Origin of the sequence: Acrocarpospora catenulata, assembly GCF_018476525.1 — a bacterium.
Taxonomy (GTDB): Bacteria; Actinomycetota; Actinomycetes; order Streptosporangiales; family Streptosporangiaceae; genus Acrocarpospora; species Acrocarpospora catenulata.
The window spans coordinates 39304-60882 of record NZ_JAHCST010000020.1 but is presented as its reverse complement, the minus strand read 5'-3'; the positions used below and the strand labels follow the sequence as shown (position 1 = coordinate 60882).

The 21579-nt window shown below is 71.1% G+C and carries 14 protein-coding genes; 10 read left to right on the top strand and 4 right to left on the bottom strand.

Annotated features, from left to right (window positions below; all coding sequences use genetic code 11):
• Positions 1-8 precede the first annotated feature (8 nt).
• Positions 9-2339: a beta-glucosidase H gene (locus KIP79_RS21805; RefSeq protein ID WP_214106737.1), complete on the top strand. Its 2331-nt coding sequence runs from the start codon at positions 9-11 to the stop codon at positions 2337-2339.
• Positions 2340-3052: 713 nt separating this feature from the next.
• Positions 3053-4444: an NAD(P)H-quinone dehydrogenase gene (locus KIP79_RS21800; protein ID WP_214106736.1), complete on the top strand. Its 1392-nt coding sequence runs from the start codon at positions 3053-3055 to the stop codon at positions 4442-4444.
• Positions 4445-4618: 174 nt separating this feature from the next.
• On the opposite strand, the gene KIP79_RS21795 is transcribed toward KIP79_RS21800, so the two are convergent.
• The 3 genes from KIP79_RS21795 to KIP79_RS21785 form a co-directional block, all read right to left on the bottom strand.
• A complete protein-coding gene (locus KIP79_RS21795; protein WP_214106735.1) occupies positions 4619-5869 on the bottom strand; it encodes a pentapeptide repeat-containing protein in 1251 nt (416 codons plus the stop codon).
• Positions 5870-6195: 326 nt separating this feature from the next.
• A complete protein-coding gene (locus KIP79_RS21790; RefSeq protein ID WP_214106734.1) occupies positions 6196-7590 on the bottom strand; it encodes a hypothetical protein in 1395 nt (464 codons plus the stop codon).
• Between the two features lie 401 nt (positions 7591-7991).
• Positions 7992-9734 (bottom strand): acetyl/propionyl/methylcrotonyl-CoA carboxylase subunit alpha, encoded by a 1743-nt coding sequence (locus tag KIP79_RS21785; protein WP_214106733.1) that lies wholly within the window; start codon positions 9732-9734, stop codon positions 7992-7994.
• 189 nt (positions 9735-9923) lie between these two features.
• Between KIP79_RS21785 and KIP79_RS21780 the strand changes: the two genes are divergently transcribed.
• On the top strand, positions 9924-10196 hold the full coding sequence (locus KIP79_RS21780; protein ID WP_214106732.1) for a WXG100 family type VII secretion target: 273 nt from the start codon (positions 9924-9926) through the stop codon (positions 10194-10196).
• On the opposite strand, the gene KIP79_RS21775 is transcribed toward KIP79_RS21780, so the two are convergent.
• Positions 10193-14728, bottom strand: a complete 4536-nt coding sequence (locus KIP79_RS21775; RefSeq protein ID WP_214106731.1) for an FtsK/SpoIIIE domain-containing protein — start codon at positions 14726-14728, stop codon at positions 10193-10195. The genes KIP79_RS21780 and KIP79_RS21775 overlap by 4 nt on opposite strands.
• A gap of 943 nt (positions 14729-15671) precedes the next feature.
• On the opposite strand from KIP79_RS21775, the gene KIP79_RS21770 reads away from it, so the two are divergent.
• The 7 genes from KIP79_RS21770 (at position 15672) to KIP79_RS49555 (ending at position 21482) form a co-directional block, all read left to right on the top strand.
• A complete protein-coding gene (locus KIP79_RS21770) occupies positions 15672-16367 on the top strand; it encodes a hypothetical protein (protein ID WP_214106730.1) in 696 nt (231 codons plus the stop codon).
• Positions 16367-17275 (top strand): MinD/ParA family ATP-binding protein, encoded by a 909-nt coding sequence (locus tag KIP79_RS21765; protein WP_308169830.1) that lies wholly within the window; start codon positions 16367-16369, stop codon positions 17273-17275. The genes KIP79_RS21770 and KIP79_RS21765 overlap by 1 nt, the downstream gene beginning before the upstream one ends.
• Positions 17272-18570: a TadA family conjugal transfer-associated ATPase gene (locus KIP79_RS21760; protein ID WP_214106729.1), complete on the top strand. Its 1299-nt coding sequence runs from the start codon at positions 17272-17274 to the stop codon at positions 18568-18570. The genes KIP79_RS21765 and KIP79_RS21760 overlap by 4 nt, the downstream gene beginning before the upstream one ends.
• Positions 18570-19472, top strand: coding sequence for a type II secretion system F family protein (locus tag KIP79_RS21755; protein WP_250213602.1), 903 nt, complete (start codon positions 18570-18572; stop codon positions 19470-19472). The genes KIP79_RS21760 and KIP79_RS21755 overlap by 1 nt, the downstream gene beginning before the upstream one ends.
• 46 nt (positions 19473-19518) lie before the next feature.
• Positions 19519-20472 (top strand): type II secretion system F family protein, encoded by a 954-nt coding sequence (locus KIP79_RS21750; RefSeq protein WP_214106727.1) that lies wholly within the window; start codon positions 19519-19521, stop codon positions 20470-20472.
• Complete coding sequence (locus KIP79_RS21745) at positions 20473-20700, top strand: hypothetical protein (protein ID WP_214106726.1); 228 nt, start codon at positions 20473-20475, stop codon at positions 20698-20700.
• 395 nt (positions 20701-21095) lie between these two features.
• Positions 21096-21482 (top strand): TadE family protein, encoded by a 387-nt coding sequence (locus KIP79_RS49555; protein WP_308169829.1) that lies wholly within the window; start codon positions 21096-21098, stop codon positions 21480-21482.
• The last annotated feature ends 97 nt before the right edge of the window (positions 21483-21579 follow it).

The window sequence follows — 21579 nt, the reverse complement described above, 5'->3', positions numbered from 1 at the left end:
GGTGAACGATGGACGAGGTCGAACACGCGATCACGGCGCTGGATCTGGACACCAAGGCGGCGTTGGTCGCCGGGCAGGACATGTGGACGTTGCCGGCGGTGCCGGAGATCGGGCTCGACTCGCTGGTGATGTCCGACGGGCCGATCGGGGTGCGGGGGGTGCAGTGGACCGCGCAGGACCCCTCGATCGCGCTGCCCAGCCCGACCGCGCTGGCGGCGACCTGGGACGTCGGACTGGCCCGGCGGGTGGGGGCGCTGCTGGCGCAGGAGTGCCGCCGCAAGGGCGTGCACGTGCTGCTGGCGCCGACGGTCAACCTGCACCGGTCGCCGCTGGGCGGGCGGCACTTCGAGTGCTACTCGGAGGATCCGCTGCTGACGGGGGAGATCGCCGCTGAGTACGTGAACGGGGTGCAGTCGGGCGGGGTAGGGGTCACCGTCAAGCACTTCGTGGCCAACGACTTCGAGACCGAGCGGCTGACCGCCAACGTGCTGGTGGGGGAACGGGCGCTGCGGGAACTGTATCTGCGGCCGTTCGAGATCGTGCAGGCGAAGGCCGGGCCGTACGGGGTGATGGCGGCTTACAACAGGGTCAACGGGCCGACCATGACCGAGCACGGGCCGTTGCAGAACGGGGTGCTCCGGGGTGAGTGGGGCTTCGACGGGTGCATCGTGTCGGACTGGACGGCCGCCCGGGACACCGTGCGGGCCGCGCTCGGCGGGCTCGACGTGGCCATGCCTGGGCCGGTGACCGTGTACGGGCCTGCGCTGGCGGAGGCCGTACGGGCGGGGGAGGTGCCCGAGTCGGTGCTCGACGAGCAGGTACGCCGGGTGCTCACGCTGGCGGTCCGGACGGGGGCTCTCAAGAACGGCTCGCCTCCGGCGGTCTACGAGGAGATCGACGGGGTGGGGCTCGCGCGGGAACTGGCCGCGCGCTCGTTCACGCTGGTGCGGAACCAGGATGGGGTGCTGCCGCTGGCTCGGGAGGTTCGGATCGCGTTGATCGGGGGGCTGGCCAAGGAGGCTCGGGTGATGGGTGGGGGGAGTGCGCTCGTCTTTCCCGAGCGTGTGGTGTCGCCGCTGGAAGGGCTGCGGGCCGCTGGGCTGGATGTCGTTTATGCCCGGGGGGCCGATCCGAGCGAGCAGCTCAGTCCGGCGGGGAAAGGGTTCACGATCGCCTCCACCGCTCGGGACGCCGAAGGGCGGGTGCTGGGGGTGATCCCGCAGAGCGACGGCAGTCTGACGTGGATCGGGTCGATGCCGGTGCCCCACGAGGAACTGCGTTCCGTGGAGATCGGGGGGACGTTCCGGCCGGAGGTCGGGGGTGCTCATCGGTTCGGGATCGAGGGGACGGGGCTCTTCCGGCTGGTGGTGGGCGAGGAGGTTCTGTTCGACGGGCGGGTGGAGTCCGGGTCGGAGGTTTTCACGGTTGAGCTGGCGGCGGGGGAGGACGTTCCGGTCAGTCTCACTCACACGGTGGTCAAGGGTGTGCTTGGGGAGATGCCCATCCTGTACGTGGGCTTCGGCCTCTTGTATCGGGAGCCGACGCCGGGGCCGGACGAACTGCTCGCGCAGGCCGAGGCCGTCGCTCGGGAGGCCGATGTGGTGGTGGTTGTGGTGGGGACCTCCAAGGAGGTGGAGAGCGAGGGGTTTGATCGGACCTCGCTGCGTATGCCGGGGCGGCAGGATGAACTGGTGTCCCGGGTGGCCGCTGCCAATCCGCGTACGGTGGTCGTGGTCAACGCTGGGTCTCCCGTTGAGATGCCTTGGCGGGATCAGGTTGCGGCGATTCTGCTTACCTGGTTCCCCGGGCAGGAAGGTGGGCACGCGCTGGCCGACGTACTGACCGGTGAGGTCGAGCCGGGTGGGCGGCTGCCGACCACCTGGCCCGCGACCATGGCCGACTGTCCGGTCATCGACGTCACCCCGGTCGACGGGGAGATCGCCTACGACGAGGGCGTCTTCATCGGCTATCGCGCCTGGGACCGCGCTTCTACCCCACCCGCCTACCCGTTCGGCCACGGCCTCGGCTACACCACCTGGGAGTACCAGGAACTCACCTACACGGAAGGCACCCTCACCGTACGCCTCCGCAACACCGGCTCCCGCCCGGGAAGAGAGGTCGTCCAGGCATACCTTTCACCCGCGACCCCCGACCCAGAGCGCCCCACCCGCTGGCTGGCCGGTTTCACAACCGCCGAGGCCGCCCCCGGCGCGGAAACCACGGTAACCATCGAAATCCCCCACCGCACCGCCGAAATCTGGACCCCAGAAGGCTGGCAACTGATCCTCGGCGACTACCACCTTTCCGGAGGCCCACTGGAAACCCTAGTGACCTTCTAGATCCCTGACCCTGGCACTCCCACCCACCCACCCTGCTTGCCGTTCTTCTCCCACCCACCCACCCTTGTGACACTCCCGGGTCCGGGCCCGGCTCCGCCGGGACGGACGGTTGCCGTGGGACTCCCACCTACCCACCCTTTCGACCTTCGGTCGGACCCGCCCCCGCCGGGCAGGCGGAGCCGCGTGTCGAGCTTTGGCGCGCCGGGGCGGAAGCCGACGGTCCCGGCGGAGCGCCGACGGCCCCAGATGGGAGCCGGGTCTGCGACCGAAGATCGAACAAGGTGGGTGGAAGTCTCCCGGCAACCAACTCTTTTGCGTACCGGGCGGCAGCCGGCCCTCCCGGCGGACCGGGTCCGACCGGAGGTCAAACTGGGCTGGGCGTCCACGGCAAGCTCGATTCCGACGTACGAGCGCGGGAGCACCTGCCCGGCAGCCGGGTTCGGCCGGAGGACAGGACGGTGGGAGATCCACGGCAACCATCCGTCCCGGCGGAAGCCGGGCCCGGACCCGGAGGGTCGCAAGGGTGGGTGGGAGTTCCCCGGTAACCCATTCCGGCGGAGCCGAGCCCGGACCCGGGAGACCGGAAGGGTGGGTGGGAGATCCACGCCAGACGACGGCGAAGCCGACAGGAGGGGCCTGGGGGGCGGGAGGGGCAGGGGCAATGCGTGTCCCTGGACCGAGAGCACTACTTGTGATGCGGGACAATGGACTACGTGACCAGGATCGTGATCATCGGCGGTGGACCCGGCGGCTACGAGGCGGCCCTTGTCGCCGCGCAACTCGGCGCGCAGGTGACCGTGGTCGAGCGGGACGGGCCAGGCGGTGCCTGTGTGCTGACCGACTGCGTCCCTTCCAAAACCCTGATCGCCACATCCGTGCGAAAGCAGGCACTCCTCGACGCCGAATCCCTCGGCGTCTACTTCACTGGCGGCTCCGACGGCGAGGTAGGCGGCGCGGTAGCCGACATGCCGCTGGTCAACGCCCGCGTGAAGGACCTGGCCAGAGCCCAGTCGGCCGACGTGGCGGCCCGCCTGGCAGCCGAGAACATCGAGGTGATTCGCGCCTCGGCCCGCCTGGTCGACCCCCAGGTGGTCCGCGCCGGCGACCGAACCATCCGAGCCGACGTGGTCATCGTGGCCACCGGCGCCACCCCCCGCGTACTGGACGGCGCGGAACCCGACGGCGAACGCATTCTCACCTGGCGCCAGATGTACGACCTCCAGGAGCTCCCCGAACACCTGATCGTGGTCGGCTCCGGCGTCACCGGCGCCGAGTTCGCCGGCGCGTACCAGTCGCTGGGCTCCGAGGTCACCCTGGTCTCCAGCCGCGACCGCATGATGCCCAACGAGGACGCGGACGCCGCCGAGGTGCTGGAGGCCGTCTACCGGCGGCGCGGCATGAACGTGATGGGCCGCTCCCGGGCCGCCTCCGTCAAGCGCACGGCCGACGGCGTGGTCGTCACGCTGGAGGACGGCCGGACCGCCGAGGGTACCCACTGCCTGATGACCGTCGGGATGATCCCCAACACCTCCGGCATCGGCCTGGAGGACAACGGCGTACGACTGGACCGCAACGGCTTCATCGAGGTCGACAAGGTCTCAAGGACCTCCGCGCCCGGCGTCTACGCGGCCGGGGACTGCACCGGGGTCCTCATGCTCGCCTCGGTGGCCGCCATGCAGGGCCGGATCGCGGTCTGGCACGCGCTCGGCGAGGCGGTGCAGCCGATCCGCCTGGCTACCGTCGCCTCCACCATCTTCACCGACCCAGAGATCGCCGCCGTAGGCATCTCCCAGCAGCAGGTGGAGTCCGGCGAGATCGAGGCCAAGGTCGTCAAACTGCCGCTGGCCACCAACGCCCGGGCCAAGATGCAGGGCTTCAACGACGGCTTCGTGAAGCTCTTCTGCCGCCCCAACACCGGCATCGTGCTGGGCGGGGTGGTGGTGGCGCCGCGCGCCTCCGAACTGATCCTGGCCCTCTCGGTGGCCGTCCAGCACCGCCTGACCGTGGACCAACTGGCGCACACCTTCGCGGTCTACCCCTCGCTGTCCGGCTCGGTCACCGAGGCGGCCCGCCGCTTGATGTCCCCACTGACCGCCGGACTCTAGCCCCAGGCGCTATCTGAAGGCAGCCGCAGGCGCTTTCTGGACGGCGCTTCTGAAGGCAGCCGCAGGCGCTTCCTGGATGGCGCTCTTGGACGGCGACGGCGCTTTCTGGGTGGCGGTCTTTGATGGCGACAGCGCTTTCTGGATGGCGCCTTCTGCTGGCGCTACCCGCAGGCGCTAGCTGTAGGCCCGGCCCATACCGGACCGCACCCGATGCAGCGCCTGCCGCCCGTGATGCACCGCCGAGGCGGCCGCGTGCAGCTCGTTCGGGGTACGGGCCAGGGCCAGCGCCCGCTTGGCCGCCTCGTAGGCGTCCAGCGCGGCACGCCAGTCGTGGCTGGGGCCGCTCAGCGCGTTCACCTTCATCTCGAAGTCGAGGGTGTCGATCTCCTCGCCGAACCGGGTGACGTCCTCCTCGGCCGAGTGCCGGGCCATCGCGAACACGGCGTTCGAGCGCTCCCGGCGGCGATGAGTGACCCCCCAGACCAGCAGCGTCATGCTCAGCCCGAAGGCACTGGCGATCACCACCAGCAGCGCGGGGGAGAGCCCGCCCGAGGATGACCGATCGGCCGGGCCGGTCTCCCGGGTGCCCTGAGTGGTGTCCTCGGTGGTGCCCCCTTGCGGGTCCTGGGCCGGCTCGGTCGCCACGATCGCGTCGTCCGGCAGGTCGGTGGCCGCCCCCTTGGCCCCGGCCAGGTTCACATCGCCGGCCTGGATGAAGGAGGCCTGGTCGACCACCGCGCCGGTGAAGTCGGCGCCCTTCAGCTCGGCCTGGATGAACTGGGCCTCGGTCAGGTCGGCATCCTTGAAGACCGCGTGCTGCAGCTGGGCCTGGCCGAACTTGACCTCGCGGAGCTTGGCCCCGCTGAAGTCGGCGGTGCGGCCCTTGACCTGGCCGAGTTCGGCCTGGTTGAGGTCGGCGCCGGTCAGCTTGGCGTTGGTCAGCGTGGCCTGGGTGAGCACCGCACGGGTCATGACCGCCTCGGTCAGATCAGCGTGCGGAAACTCCGCCTGCCCGGCCTCGGCGTCGATCAGCACCGCCCCACGCAGGTCCGCCTGCTTGGCCCGGAGCTGCCCCAGGTCAGCCGAGGTCAGGTCGGCCCCCCGCAGATCGGCGTACTCCAGGTGAGCCTGCGTCAGATCGGCCTCCCTGAGCGAGGCCCCCCGCAGCACCGCCCCCGTGAGGTCCTTCTGCGTGAGATCAACCTCATCCAGCTTGGCATTGGTCAGATTGGCGCAGCGCAGGCTGAGAGGTAACTGAGCCCCCCGGGTGAAGTCCTTCCCCCGGAGATTCGGCCCACTACCCGGCTTACAGGGCGCCGTGGCGGAATGCGCGGCGGACGCGGGCAACACGATGGCCAGCGCAATGCCCACCACGATGGTGACGAACACGGCGAACAAGGCCATGAACATGGGAGTAACGCGCACAACAGCCTCCAGGGGAACGGCTAAATCTTCCCATGGAGGCTTACAAACCACTTGCAAACACCTTGCGCACCGATCACGTTTGTGCCTCGTTTACACCCCCTCACCCAACGATCCACACCGAACCCCCCAGCCCCCCCACAACCCCCCAAATCCCCCAGAAATACGCGTGACGGCGCTCAGACCAAACTCAGGCGAGGAGCGCCGGAACCAGACCTGAGCCACAACGGCGGTCGGCCGGGGGAGGCGAGAGCCGTAAAGGAACAAAAGGAAACGGCCTCGCACTTACGTGCGAGGCCGTATGAGCCTTACAGACCCTTATGCGCGGGCTACCAGTCGCCCCCGCCGAAGTCACCGCCACCGAAGTCGCCGCCGCCCCAGTCGCTGCCGCCGCCACCCCAGTCTCCGCCGCCGCCGCCCCAGTCGCCACCGCCGACGCTGTCTGCGGCCGCGCCGTCGGCGTAACCGGCGGCGTAGCCGCCCATGCCCCAGCCGCCGAAGGCGCTGCCGAGCATGGTGCCGACCAGCATGCCGGTGAGCAGGCCGCCGCCGTCGAAGCCGCCGTAGTAGCCGTGGGCGTAGGGCTGGTAGGCCGGGCCGGCGTTCCAGTAGGGGGCGCGCTGGCCGTTGGCCATCACGACCTCACGCATCTGCGGGTCGAAGCCGCGCTCGATGGCCTGGGCGTCCATCGCGCAGGCGGGCACGTCGCGGAGGGCGCCGCCGGGCGGGGCCCAGCGCACGTTCCGCACGGACGGGCCGTGCTGCGGGTTGAAGAAGCAGGGCGGGAGCCGCTCCGGCAGGGGCAGGTTGTTGATCTTCGCCTTCACCACGGCGAGCGCGTAGCGCCCGTCCTCCAGGGTGGAGGTCACGGTGCCCAGGTCCTCGGCGCGCTTGACCGCGGCCAGCTCGGTCTTGGCCTTCTCGTAGGAGTCCAGCGCGTGCTGCCAGTCGGTGTCGGTTCCGGCTGCGGGGAGCATGCGGGCGTCCAGGTCGAGCGAGGTGATCTCCTCGCCGAACTTGGTGACGTCCTCTTCCACGGTCTGCCGCACGGCGGCGAGCTCGGCGGCCTCCTTGGCCTCGCGCTGCCGCTTCATACGCCGGGAGATCAGCCAGATGCCGCCACCGCCGACCACCGCGACGCCGAGCAGGCCGATCCAGACGCCGCCTCCGCCACCACCGCTGGCCGAGCTGTTGCTCATCGCCCCGGAGCGGTCGCCGGAGGCCATCATGTTGACCCGGTTCACGAAATCCTGCATGCCGGTGCTCACGTCGGAGTTGGCGCTGGTGGCCTTCTTGGCCAGCTGGCCCGCCGCGCCCTTGGGCAGATCGGTCGAGCCGGCGAACAGGCTCATACCGTCCAGCACGGCCACGGTGGCGGCGGAGCGCCCGTTCTGGTCGAGTGCGGTGCCGAGCTGGGTGATCAGCTGACCGGCCTGGGCCTCGGTCACCGTGGCGTCCGGCAGGGAGACCACGTAGATCTTGGCCTTGGACTCCTTGAGAGCGGTGCGGATGTCGCTCTGCTGGGCCGAGGTCAGCGGTGAGCCTGGCTGGACGAAGAGCGGGTCACCGCTCTTCCATGAGTTGATCACCGTTGTCACGTCGGGTGGGGCGGCGATGAACGACGCCGCACGTGCGGTGGGGGTGAGCAGCAGCAGCGTGGCCAGGCCAACGAACAGCGCCGCAACGGCGGCCCCCACGCGGCCCAGCGGATGGGTCTTGGTCACGGCTTTTAGGCCTCCTTCGCCCTTGTGGACGAACGGCATCGCAATATGGTTCCTCAACGGCTCCACCGTATCCGCCCGAGCCCCACCCCACGCGCCCCAGACCACCGCTCCCAAACAAATATCCGCTCTACGCGAAATCTCCCCGTCATCTTCTGACCTTCAACCGGGGTCCCGGCTGCGCAGGGTGGTTGCCGTCTTGGCGCATGTCGCGGCGGAGCCGGATCCGACCGACAGTCAATGACGGAACACGTGGGACGGGTTCCTCGGCAACCAATCTTTCGCGCGCCGAACGGCAGTTGTCCCTCCCGGCGGAGCCGGGTCAGGAGGGTGGGTGGGAGTTCCACAGCAACCAACCCTCCCGGCGGGCATGTCGGGAGGGTTGAGGGCGAACGTGGAGCGGGCTAGGCGTCCTTGATTTCGCAGATGGTGGAGCCTGCGGTGACTGTTTGGCCGACGGCTGCGGATAGGCCGGTGATGGTGCCGGGCTTGTGGGCGGTCAGGGGTTGTTCCATTTTCATTGCTTCGAGGACGACGATGATGTCGCCGGTGGCGACTGTGTCGCCGTCTGCGGCGACCACCTTGACGATGGTGCCCTGCATGGGGCTGACTAGGGCGTCGCCGCTGGTGGCTGTCTTGCGGGCCGCGCCGGTCGTCCGGCGGGGGGCGGCCTTCTTCGTTTCGGAGCGGGTGTTGGCGAAACCGGCGGGGAGGACCACTTCCAGGCGCTTTCCGCCGACTTCGACGGTGATGCGCTCCCGTTCCCCGGCCTCGGCGATCTCGGTTGGGCCCTCGTACGGGGGAATGGTGTTCACGAACTCGGTCTCGATCCACCGGGTGTGCACCGAGAAGGGCTCCGAGACGAACGCGGGGTCGGTGACGATCGCGCGGTGGAAGGGCAGCACGGTCGGCATGCCCTCGATGGTGAACTCGGCCAGGGCCCGGCGAGCCCGTTCCAGGGCCTCCCGCCGGGTGGCGCCCGTCACTATGAGTTTGGCCACAAGGGAGTCGAAGGACTGCGGGACCGTCATTCCGGACTCGTACCCGGCGTCCAGCCGTACGCCGGGGCCGGACGGGACGTGCATTGCGGTGATGGTGCCGGGGGCGGGCAGGAAGCCGCGTCCGGCGTCCTCGGCGTTGATGCGGAACTCGATGGAGTGACCGCGCAGGGCGGGGTCCCCGTACCCGAGAGGCTCCCCGGCGGCGATCCGGAACATCTCCCGGACCAGGTCCACCCCGGCCACCTCCTCGGTCACCGGGTGCTCCACCTGGAGCCGGGTGTTGACCTCGAGGAAGGAGATCGTGCCGTCCTGCCCGACCAGGAACTCGCAGGTCCCGGCCCCGACGTACCCGGCCTCCCGGAGGATGGCCTTGGAGCTGTCGTACAACAGCGTGAGCTGAGCGTCGTTGAGGAACGGCGCGGGCGCCTCCTCGACCAGCTTCTGGTGGCGGCGCTGCAGCGAGCAGTCCCGGGTGCTGACCACCACCACGTTGCCGTGGCTGTCGGCCAGGCACTGGGTCTCCACGTGCCGGGGCCGGTCCAGGTACCGCTCCACGAAGCATTCGCCCCGCCCGAAGGCGGTGACGGCCTCCCGCACCGCCGACTCGTATAGGTCGGGGATCTCCTCCAGTGTGCGCGCCACCTTGAGCCCGCGCCCGCCACCGCCGTACGCGGCCTTGATCGCGATGGGCAGCCCGTGCTCCGCGGCGAAGGCGACCACCTCGTCCACCCCGGAGACGGGGTCGGGGGTCCCGGCCACCAGCGGCGCACCCACCCGCTGGGCGATGTGCCTGGCCTGCACCTTGTCGCCGAGCGCGGTGATCGCCGCGGGCGGCGGCCCGATCCAGGTCAGCCCGGCGTCCAGGACGGCCTGCGCGAAGTCGGCGTTCTCCGCGAGGAAGCCGTAGCCGGGGTGAACCGCGTCCGCCCCGGTCTCCCGGGCCACCGCGAGCAGCTTCTCGATGTTCAGGTAGGTCTCCGCCGGACTCTGGCCGCCCAGGGCCCTGGCCTCGTCGGCGACCTTGACGTGCAACGCGTCCAGGTCCTGGTCGGCGTAGACGGCAACGCTGCCCAGGCCCGCATCGGCGCAGGCGCGGGCCACGCGAACCGCGATCTCGCCGCGATTGGCGATCAGGACCTTTTCCACCGGGACCTCCCTCACTACAGCCTGACAAAGGGGAGTGTAAGCAGACCCCGACAGCTCTCTGATGTCGCCCCTTGCTGAGTTGGTCCTGGGACGCCCCTGACGCTTTCATAACGAGTAGGTATAACCGGGACGATCGGCCACCCGGTTGCTTACGGTGAGGGCGCCCATACCTCGTCGAAGGGAAACGAGATGAGTCACAGCTTGCTCGGGGGCGACCCCGCGGAAATGCAGAGCATGGCCGCGCAGTTCACCCAGCAGGCCGACCAGGTCCGCGCCACAATGGCGGCCCTGGACCGCGAAGCGGCCAAGGTCGGCACGGTCTGGACCGGCCCCGGGGCCCAGCGGTTCCGGGATTCCTGGCAGAACTACCGCGCCGCCTTCCAGCGGATGTCGGAAGAGCTCAACGAGGCGTCCCGGGTGATCAACACCTACCGGGGCAACATCGAGTCCGCGACGCGCTAGTCCGGAACGGCGGCCTGGATGGGGGTGGTGCTCCCCGACACCACCAGCAGGCCGCGCCCTGGAGGCCCCCCGGTCGCGCCCCGGGGGAGCCGCACATTGAACAGATCGCCGTCCGCCGGGCTCTGCACCGACAGCAGCAGGCCCGTGCGCGCCTTGCGGGCCTCGGCCACGAAGCCCCGGTACGCGGTGGCCAGGTCGCCGGTGGTGCCCGCGACGAGCAGTCCGTGCTCTCCGTCCCGCCCGGTCCGCAGGATCTCGTCCAAAGCCGAGCCGAGCGCCGAGTCCGGCGAGATCAGCTCGGCGTCGTCCACGATCACGACGTACCGCTGCTGGCCCTCGACCAGTTTGAGCGGGTCCAGCGCCCCCGGCAGGCCCCCGAATCCGGCCTCTCCGCCGGCCTCCGCGCGCAGGCTCCTGGCATTGCCGTCCAGTACGGCGAGCACTCCACGCAACTCCCGCAACGGTGACCTTCTGGGCGCGATGACCAGCACCGGAACCCCCCGGTCCAGGAAGGACTGGGCGGCCGCGAGCAGCGTCGAGGAGCGCCCCGACCTGGACGGACCGGCCACCACGGCGGCGGGGCCGTGCGCCAGCAGATCCAGCCCGGCCGGGGCCAGCGCGTCCCCGCCCGCGCCCATCAGCGCCCAGAGCGGGGAGGGCGGTTCGAAGCCGGGGACGAGGGCGAGCGCCTGGTCCACGGTGATCCGGTTGGGCAGCGCGTCCACCCGCAGGGGCGGGCGTTTGGGGGAGTCGGCCGTACGGGCCAGGGCCTGGAGGGCGGCCACCTGGGCGGGTCCTGACGGGTCGTCGGCGAGCAGCGCGATCTGGCTCTCCACCAGGCCCTGCTCGGTCATCGACAGCGCGCGTCCCGGCGGCATCGAGGCGGGCAGGTTCTTGGCCGGCAGCCCGGCCAGGCCGTAGTCGGCGGGGTCGGCCAGGCGGAGCACCAGCCGGTCGTCGAAGACCGTGGAGACCTGGCCGAGCAGGCCGGAGCGGTCGGCGGTGACCACCGCGCGCAGGCCGACCGCGGGGCCTTCCCTGAGCAGTTGGAGCAGCGCGTCCAGCAGGCGTCCGTAGTCGTAGTTCTCGAACGCGGCCGTGTATCCCTCCCAGCGGTCCAGCATGAGGATCAGCCAGGGTTCGCGTACCCCGGCCTGGCGGGCCTCGGCCAGCGAGGCGAAGCCCTTCTCGGCCAGCAGGTGCTGGCGGCGGGCCACCTCGGCACGCAGCCGGGCGAGCAGGCGCTCCACCCGTTCCAGCTGGTCACGGGTGACCACGGCGCCGCAGTGCGGGAGCGCGACCAGTGGCAGCAGCGCCCCGGAGCCGCAGTCGATCACGTGCAGGTGTACGTCGTCGGGGGAGGTGGTGGCGGCGATCGAGCCGGCGATGGTGCGCAGCGCGGTGGACCGGCCGCTCCGGGCGGTTCCGGCGATCAGCAGGTGGCCGGGGCCCAGCATCAGCGGCCGGGTGCGCTGCGCCCAGGGCAGGTCGGAGAGGCCGAACGGGATCTCCTCGGGTCCGCCCTCCGGCACCAGGACCTGTTCGGGCAGCGGGGGCAGCCAGGGGCTGGGCTGGCGGGGGATGGAGCGGGTGGCCGTGCGTACCTGGTCCACCAGCCGGGCCAGGTCCGTGGTGCCGGAGGAGTCCACGCCCGCGCGGCCGGGGGTGTGCGCCCGCCCGAGCGCCGTCCACGGCAGGTCGGTGACCCGCACCTCGCCGCTCGGGGCGTCCCCGCCCGGCGCCCGCCCGCCGATTCTGGCCGTCTGTACGGCCACCGCAGGCCCCGCGCCGGATCGGACATAACACCGTCCGGGCAGAGATTTCGGGATCTGCGCCGCCTCCGGCCCGTCGATCACGTCGGACGACTCCTGCGCGTCGGTCACCCGCAGGGCGATCCGCAGCGAGGTGTTGGCCTGGATGTCGGCGGTGACCACGCCGGCGGGCCGCTGGGTGGCCAGGATCAGGTGGATGCCGAGCGAGCGTCCGCGCCGGGCGATGTCCACCAGCCCGTCCACGAAGTCCGGCAGCTCGGCCACCAGCGCGGCGAACTCGTCGATGACCAGCACCAGCCGGGGCAGCGGGGGAGGCGGCTCCTGGCCGGCTCGGGCGGTGGTCCTGACGGGGCTGCCGAACAGGCCGGTGACGTTGCTCTGCCGTACCCCCGCCGCGCCGAGCACCCAGCTGGTGCCGCGCTCGGCCGCGTCCCGCGCCTCCAGGTAGTCGTCGATGTCCTTGGCGCCCGCCTCCAGCAGCAGCCGTTCCCGGCGCCGGAGCTCGGCCGCCAGCGAGGTGAGCGCCCGCTGGGTGAGGTGGCCGTCCAGGTCGCTGACCATGCCCACGGTGTGCGGGAGGCGTACGCACTCCTTGAAGGCGGCGCCGCCCTTGTAGTCGATCAGCACGAAGGTCATCTCGTCCGGCCGGTTGACCGCCGCCAGCGAGCTGATCAGGGTCTGCAGCAGCTCCGACTTGCCCGCGCCGGTGGTTCCGGCGATCAGCGCGTGCGGGCCGTCCCGGCGCAGGTCCACCGTGTACGGGCCGTCGGGGCCGACCCCGATGATCGCCCGGGTGTCCCGGCCGGGGGTGCGGCCAAGGTCGATCAGGTCGAGCAGGCGGGCCTGGCCGGGCAGCGCGGTGGCCGGGTCGTCGCGGCTCACGTCGCGGAGCGGGGCGAGCGCCCGGGCCACCCGGTCCGCCCATCCGGGGGAGACCTGGTCGGCGCGGATCCGGCCGAGCGCGTCCAGGCCGCCGCCCCGGAGCCTGAGCGTGCCGTCGGCGGCGCAGGAGACCACGGTGGCGCACTCCTCGGGCAGCAGCGCCTGGTCGTCGTCGATGGCCAGGGTGTAGACCCCGGCCGGGGGCCCCTGGCGGAGCACCTGCGGCATGCCGGGCAGGCCGCGGAGCACCTGGGCGCCGTCCAGCACGACCAGGATGTCGTACGGGCGCTCGTCGTAGGTGGCGAAGGTGGGTTCCGCGGCTTTCGGGGCGCCCCTGCCCAGTTCGGTCCAGCCGGACGGGCCCCCGGTGAGGCGGCCGGGGCGGAGCAGGGGGGCGTTCTCCTCGTCCTGGCGTTCGGCGACCAGGGCGGCCAGTTCGGCCACCCGGCGGGCGGCGGCCTCGGGGTCGGTGCCGACCAGGGCGACGCTGTCGACGGTGTGCGTGGTGCAGTGCGGCAGCCAGCGGGTCCAGTTCCACTGGTCGGCGGCGTCCGGGTGGGTGGAGAGCACGACGATGGCCAGGTCGCGAGGGCTGTGCAGGGTGGCGGCCTGGCCGATCAGCCAGCGCGCGGTGCCCAGGGCGGCGCGCCGGGGGCCGGTCACTCCGGCGACGCCCAGGCGCTGCATCGCCAGGGCGACCGGGACATTCGTCGAGATCGTGGGCTCTTTCCGCTCCTGGTCGAATTCGATCTCGGCGGGGAGGTCGGCGAGGCCGACCCGCAGGCGCAGCGTGTCCGGGTCGTGGGTGCGGCGCTCCCAGAGGCGGCGGCGCGGGCCGGTTGCGGTGAGCAGTAGTTCGGCGGGGTCGGGCGCGGCGGCCCTGCGGGCCCGCTCGTCGGCGCGGCAGGCGTCGGCGACCTTCCGCTCGAACTCCTCCAGCTCCAGGCGGTACTCCTTGAGTGCCTGGCGGTGCTGCTTGCGGCCGTGCCGCCGGTCGCTCGCCCACTGCCCGATCATGATCATCGGGGTCATGAAGGCGATCAGCAGGAAGTACCAGGTCTGGAAGACCACCGCCATGACGAGGCCGAACACGGCCGGCAGGAACGCGGCCAGCAGTTGGAGCCGCATGCCCTCGGCCTTCTTGGGCTCCTGCGGCACGGCCAGCCGGACGGTCCGGTCGGCCGGGCGCAGCCGGGGTGGCCGGTTGTAGGCGAGGCCGCCGTCCGGGAGGGCGTCCAGGTGGGCGTCCGGGGGCTCGATCAACCCGATCTGGAAGGCCGAGTTCCCGCAGGCCAGCACCGCGCGCTCCGGCCACGCGACGGCCTCCCCCAGGGGCTCGCCGTCCAGGGTCGGTACGCCTTCGGCCGCGCTCACCGTGATCCCCGAGGGGACCAGCCGCACCACGGCGGCCTCCGGCGGCAGCTCCTGGTCGTCCGGTACGGCGATCGCGCAGGCCGGGTCTGAGCCGATCACATGGGTGCCCAGGGCCAGCCGGTGGACCGTGCCCGCGCCGGGGCCGCCGATCACCCGCAGCTCCACCATGCCGCCGGGTTCCTCGATCACCGTGTGCGGGGCGGCCCGCCGGTCCAGGGCGATGCGGTCGCCGTCGCGGAGCAGGCCGAAGGCCCTGGCCTCGGGGTCGAGGCGGCGGCCGTCCAGCCAGATCTCCGGGTCGGGGTGGTCCTGGGGGTGGCGGTCCAGGCCGGTGTCCAGGCCGTACGGGGCCCGGGCGCGCGGGAGGCGTACCACGTTGGAGGGGCGGGCGGCCGGGCTCTCCAGCGCGGTGGCCAGGGCGGCGACGGTGGTGGTCTCGTCGCCCTCCACGAGGAGGTCGCGGGCGTTCCCGGGGGGTCCGACCACGGTGAGCGTGATCCGCATGGGCGGTCTCCAAAGGGGTGAGGGCGGGGTCACGGTACAGAGCGGGGCCGGGCGGCTCGCCTGGTATGCGGAATCGGTCTTCAACCGGGACTACGTCGGGGAATCCGTTCGGGCCTCAAGTTCGTGGTCAATCTGGGCCAGATCTGGATTTGGTGCGTACCTGTGGACAGAGGTTGGACAGCGTCCAGAACGGGGGTCCCGGTCTGGACGTGCACCCGGTGGAGGCGTCTGTGGATCTGGGGCTTCGGAGCCTGTGGTTGGTGGGGCTCCTGGGGGCGCTGAGGTCTGTGGACAGAGGTGTCGATCGGGCTGTGGAAGACGGGGGAAACCGGTGGATAACGCTGTGGATAACTCTGGCGGTTGTGGACAAACCCGGAGGAATCCGAGCGTCTACCTGCGGCTGAGGTGGCCGTTACCGGTTTGATGAACGCGAATCTAATTCATGTTCACTGAACGTTCCTGTGGATAACTTCCTTCGAGCGGGGGGTGGGTGGGGTACCTTGGGTAGGCCTGGCGCGACACGGAGAGTAGGGTTCCGCGCGCTTTGGGTTGATATGGGCTATCGCTCCATTGTGTGCCGTTCGGGGTGCCCAACAAGTCTTGTCAACTCCTCTGTAAGGGGGATTTCCGTTGACATTTCCGGTCTCTTGACTTGTTGTTGTTATATCGTGTTAAGGCAGTATCCCAGGAAGCTCTGTGAGTCATGTTACCTGTGTTACCCGTGTGAACGATCTTGCGTCTTAGCTGCGGAAATACCTTTTTCGTTGACGGGCCGAGCTATAACCGATAAGCATGGGTCCTCGTTTTCCGGGGTCCGGCCCGTCAGGGATGTCCATAATGGCGTGATATTTCGCGCGAATCCGAAATGCTTTGATCAACCCCGTTCCTCGTCATGTGGCCTCGGCCGCATGCGCGTTGACTGGATTCTGGGAGCCCCCCGCCCATGAGGATCACCGAGAACCCGGCCCGCGACAGCCGTACGGGCCCGGCGGAACGGCCTGGTTTGTCAGGTCCGGCGTCCCGGAAACTGCCTGTGCCGCCCCGCGAGCGCAAACCGGCCCTGGCCGCCCTGGCCGTGCTCCTCATCGTGGGTGGGGCGCTGGCCACCACCCTGCTGGTGATGCGGAGCGGCGACCGGGTGTCCGCGGTCCGGATCGTCCAGCAGGTGGGGGCCGGGCAGCAGATCCCGGCCTCGGCCATGCAGGAGGTGCAGATCGCCGAGACCGGCATCGACTACGTGGCCTGGCAGTTCCGCGACCGGGTGCTGAAGACCTACGCGGCGGTCACCCTGCTGCCCGGCACGCTGCTCACCGAGCGGATGGTCACCACCGAGAGCGAGCAGCTCGGCCCCGGCAAGGCCCAGGTCGGGCTGGCCCTCAAGTCGGGGCAGTATCCGGTGGGCCTGACCGCGGGAGACGTCGTACAGGTGATCTACGTGCCCAGCGTCGGCCGGGGCAGCGCCAACGCCAGCCCGCAGCGCGTCCTGGCCGCCAACGCCCTGGTGCACAGCGTCGGCGCCCCCGGCCGCACCGCCACCGGCCTGGTCACCGTGATCGTCGACGCGGCCGCCTCGCCCACCATCGCGCAGTACGCCTCCAGTGGAGAGATCGCGCTGGCCGTCCTGCCGGGGGCACGCTAGTGGCGCTGATCGTCCTGGCCGCCGACAAGGGGGCGCCGGGAGTGACCACGGCCGCGACGGCGCTCGGCGCCGTCTGGCCCCGGCCGGTGCTGCTCGCCGAGTGCGACCCGGCCGGCGGCGACCTGGCCTACCGGCTCCCCGGCGCCGACGGCGGCGTGCTCAACCCCGCGCGCGGCCTGCTCAGCCTGGGCGCGGTGGCCCGGCGAGGGCTGCACGCCGAACAGATCCTGGAGCACACCCAGAAGCTGGTCGGCGGTCTCGACGTGCTGGCCGGGCTGGCCAACGGGGAGCAGGCGGCCGGGCTGACCTGGCTCTGGGGGCCGCTCGGGCGCTCGCTGGCCGCGCTGCCGCACACCGACGTGCTGGCGGACTGCGGGCGGCTGGGCGCCCATCCGGAGGTCAACGAGCTGCTCGCGGCGGCCGACCAGGTCGTGCTGTTCACCAGGCCCAGCCTGGATCACGTCGCCCACCTGCGGGAACGTCTGGCGCTGCTGAAGCGGCCGGTGGGCGTGGTGGTGATCGCCGACCCCCGGTCGTACCGGGCCTCGCTGGACGAGGTGCGCCGGATCGTCTCCGGCTGGGAGGTGTCCTTCGTCGGCGGGCTGGCGTACGACCCGAAGGGGGCCGAGCTGCTGCGCGGGCAGTGGGGCGGGCGGCTGGACCGCAGCCTGCTCATCCGGACCGCCCGCGAACTGGCCAACCGGCTGGCCGGCCGAGTCGCCCCCGAGCCCGAGCCCGGCCCAGATCAAGGTCCGGTTCCCGGGTCCCGCTCGGCCCGCCACCGCTCGGCCAACGGGTATCCCCCCGGCTACTCCGCCAACGGGTACCCGGTCAACGGCTACCCGCCCGACGGCTATCCCCGTCCCGGCACGCCCATCGTCCCCGGGCAGCGTGAGGAGACGCCGTGACCGTCGACCACGCCCTGGTGAAACGTTTCCGGCAGGAGGTCGGGGACCGGCTGGCCCGGCAGCGGCGGCTGGACCAGGCCAGCGGCCTGCGGCCGATGAGCGGGGAGGACGAGCGGCAGTTCGCCCGGGCGCTGATCGCCCAGGTGCTGGAGGAATTCGCCCGCGGCGAGATCGGCGTCGGCCGCACCCCGCCCAGCGTGGAGGAAGAGGAGGGGCTCGCCGCCGGCATCCACGCCGCGCTCTTCGGCGTCGGGCGGCTCCAGCCGCTGCTGGACGACCCCGAGGTCGAGAACATCGACATCAACGGCTGTGACAGGGTCTTCGTCGGTTACGCGGACGGCCAGGAGCTCACCCACGAGCCGGTGGCCGAATCCGACGAGGAGCTGATCGAGCTCATCCAGATCCTGGCCGCCTACTCCGGCCTCTCCTCCCGGCCGTTCGACACCGCCAACCCCCAGCTGGACCTGCGCCTTCCGGACGGCTCCCGGCTCTCGGCGGTGATGGACGTGACGGTGCGCCCCGCCATCTCCATCCGGCGTGCCCGCCTGGGCAAGGTCTTCCTCAGCGACCTGGTGGGCAACAACACGCTCACCCCCGACGTGGCCCGGTTCCTGTCGGCGGCGGTGGCGGCCAGGAAGAACATCATGATCGCGGGTTCCACCAACGCCGGGAAGACCACCCTGCTCCGCGCCATCGCCAACGAGATCCCCCCGGTCGAGCGGCTGATCACGGTGGAGCGGGCGCTGGAACTCGGCCTGGACCAGTTCCCCGAGCTCCACCCCAACGTGGTCGCCTTCGAGCAGCGCCTGCCCAACTCCGAGGGCCAGGGCGAGATCTCGATGGCCGAGCTGGTCCGCCGCTCCCTCCGGATGAACCCGTCCCGGGTCATCGTCGGCGAGGTCCTCGGCGACGAGATCGTCACCATGCTCAACGCGATGACCCAGGGCAACGACGGCTCGCTCTCCACCATCCACGCCAACTCCTCGATGGAGGTCTTCAACCGCATCGCCACCTACGCCCTGCAGGCCGAGGAACGGCTGCCCATCGAGGCCACCCACATGCTCATCGCCGGCGCCATCGACTTCGTCGTCTTCATCGAGAAACGCAACGACTACCACCGCGGCGGCACCCTGCGGCGCTTCGTCTCCTCCGTCCGCGAGGTGGCCGGCTGCGACGGCCGGGTGCTCTCCTCGGAGATCTTCACCAACAACGGCAACGGCGTCGCCGTCCCGCTCGCCCCCATCGCCTGCATCGACGACCTGGCCGCGCACGGCTACGAGGGAGCGTGGTCCTGATGCCCGCCGGTCTGTTCGATCCGCTGGTGCTGTTCGCGGGCGCCGCCATCGGCGGCGGCCTCTACCTGCTCTTCCTGTCGATCTACGGCCTCCGGCCCCGGCCTGCCGGGCCGGACGGGAAGGCGCGGCGAAAGGAACTGGTGCGCACCCTGTCCACCCGGACGGCGGTAGCGGTGATCACCGGGGTGGTGGTGCTGGTGCTGACCGGGTGGCCGGTGGTCGCGGCCGGGTCGGTGCTGCTGGTGATCGCCTGGCGGGGGCTGACCGGAGGCGCGGCCGAGGAGCGGGCCTCGATGCGGCGGTTGGAAGGGCTGGCCGCCTGGACCGAGTCCCTGCGCGACACCATCGCCGGGGCGGCCGGACTGGAGCAGGCCATCCCGGTGTCGATCCGGGCCGCCGCGCCCTCCCTCCGGCCGCACCTGCGCGCGCTGGTGGACCGCATGCACACCCGGATGGCGCTCGGCGACGCGCTCCGCATGTTCGCCGACGAACTCGACGACCCGTCCGCCGACCTGGTGGTGGCCGCCCTGGTGCTCAACTCCAAACTGCGCGGGCCCGGCCTGCGCGACGTGCTCTCCGCGCTCGCCCTCTCGGCCCGCGAGGAACTCGACATGCGCCGCCGCGTCGAGGCGGAACGCCGCGCCACCCGCCGCAGCGTGCAGATCGTCGTCGGCACCGCCCTGGCCTTCGCGGCCTTCCTGGTCATCTTCAACCGCTCGTACGTGGCGGAGTACAACACGCTCCTCGGCCAGGCCGTGCTGGTCGTGGTGGCGGGACTGTTCGGCGCGGGTTTCGCCTGGATGCGGCGCCTGGCCAGGTTCGACAAACCGGCCCGGATCCTGGCCCCCTACCACCGCCCCGAGCCGTCCCCTCGTCCGGAGGAAGCAGGGGTGGCCTCATGATCACGATCGATCTGTCGCTGTCTGTCAGGGACTTGGGGGTGGCGGCGTGAACGCGACGGTGTTCGCGGGCGGAGTGCTCGGGCTCGGGCTGTTCCTGCTGATCCGGGCCTTGTTCCCGCCCCGGCCGGGGCTGGTGAAGCAGCTGGCGGCGCTGGAACGGGCGCGGGCCGGGGAAGAGGCGGTCCGGGCGCCGCTGGTGGCGGTGGACGAGGAGGTCAGCCAGTTCCGGCAGGCCCTGGGGGTGCGGTTGGCGCGCTTCTACGCGGCCCGGGGCTGGGAGGTCCGGTCGATCCGGGCCGACCTCACGCTGCTCGGCAAGTCCTTCGAAGGGTTCCTGGCCACCAAGGTGCTGCTTGGCGTGTCCGGGCTGCTGGCGTTCCCGTTCCTGGTCGGCTGGCTGGCGCTGATGGGCTGGGGTGTCTCGCTGCACGTGCCGTTCTGGTCGGCGCTGCTGGTCTCGGTCGTGTTCTTCCTGCTGCCCGACGCCCAGATCCGGCGGGACGCCGCCGTGCGGCGCCGGGACTTCCGGCACGCGGTCGGGGCCTTCCTGGATCTGGTGGCCATGAACCTGGCCGGGGGCCGGGGCGTTCCCGAGTCCCTGCTGATGGCGGTGTCCGTGGGCAGTCCGGCCTCGCCGAACGGTTCCGCCGCCGACTCGGCCGGGTCCAACTGGGCGATGGAACGCATCAGGGAGGCGCTGGCCAACGCCCGGATCGTCGGCATCACCCCATGGCAGGCGCTTGGCCAGCTCGGGGACGAGATCAACGTGGACGAACTGCGTGACCTGTCCGCCGCGCTCGGCCTGGTCGCCGACGACGGCGCCAAGGTGCGCTCCTCGCTGACCGCGCGGTCGGCGACTCTCCGCCGTCGCGAGCTGGCCGAGATCGAGGGCAAGGCGGGCGAACGTTCGCAGTCCATGCTCGTCGCCCAGCTGCTGCTCTGCGCCGGCTTCGTGATCTTTCTCAGTTATCCGGCAGCCATGAAGATGTTGGGATCCTAGATGTTCACCTACCTGATCGCCCTGCTCCAGGTCCGCATCCACCAAGCCCGCACGGCCCCCACCCGGGGGGCGTCCGCGGTCGAGTGGGTCATCATCACCGCGATCATCGCCGGTGTCGCCCTCGGCCTGGCCACCCTCATCAAAGGCCTCGTCGAAGGCAAATCCGCCGAAATCGGCAGCACCTTCGGCGGCGGAGGCGGCAGCAACGGCGGCGGCATCGGCCAATGACCCCACCCCCTGCCCCCCGAACCACGAGCCCACCACCCACCCCGGCGGGCTCCGCCCCGCCGCGCCCGGCGGACTCCGCGCCGCCACGCCCGGCGTCTTCTGCTACCCCGTCCGATGAACGGTCGGCGCGGGTTCGGCCGTGTGCCGTGGCGCTTTCCGGGCGTGAGCAGGTCCGCCTTGGTCGTGGAACCGGGGCAGCGAGAGGGCAGGGGCCAGCCGCGCCGAGGGATGAGCGGCAGTGGCCTGCCGCGCCTAAGGGCGAGGGGCAGGGGCCAGCCGCGCCGAAGGGCGAGGGGCAGTGGCCAGTCGCGCCCACGAGCGAGGGGGCGGGGTCGGCCGTGCCGGGAGGTGAGGGGCGGAGACCGCCGGTGCCGAAGGGGGAACGGGGGGCGGCGGTGATTGAGCTGGCCATTCTGATGCCCGTGGTCCTGGCTGTCGTCCTGCTGGTGGTGCAGATGGCGCTGTGGTTCCACGGGCGGCAGGTGGCCGATGCCGCTGCTCGGGAGGGGGCTCGTCTGGCGCGGGCCGCCGGCGTTTCTGAGACCTGGCAACAGGAAGCCGAGGCCAAGGCTCAACAGATCATCCAAGCCGTGGGTCCCCAGCTTCTCCAGTCCGCCACAGCCACCGCTTTCGAAGAAGGTGACCAGCGAGGCGTCGAGGTCACCGGCACCGCGGTCCAGGTGGTGCCCCTGCTTCCGGAACTGACCTTCACCATCACGGCTCGCTCCGTCGGCCCCATCGAGTGTTTCCGCCCCGACGACGGAAGCGAGGATTGTGAATGATCCCCGAACACGAAACCCTCACCTCCCGCCCGGAGCCGCCGGGGCGCATTACTCGCCGTGCTGGCAGCGATGGCGGCATTCAGTTCGCCGTTGGCGA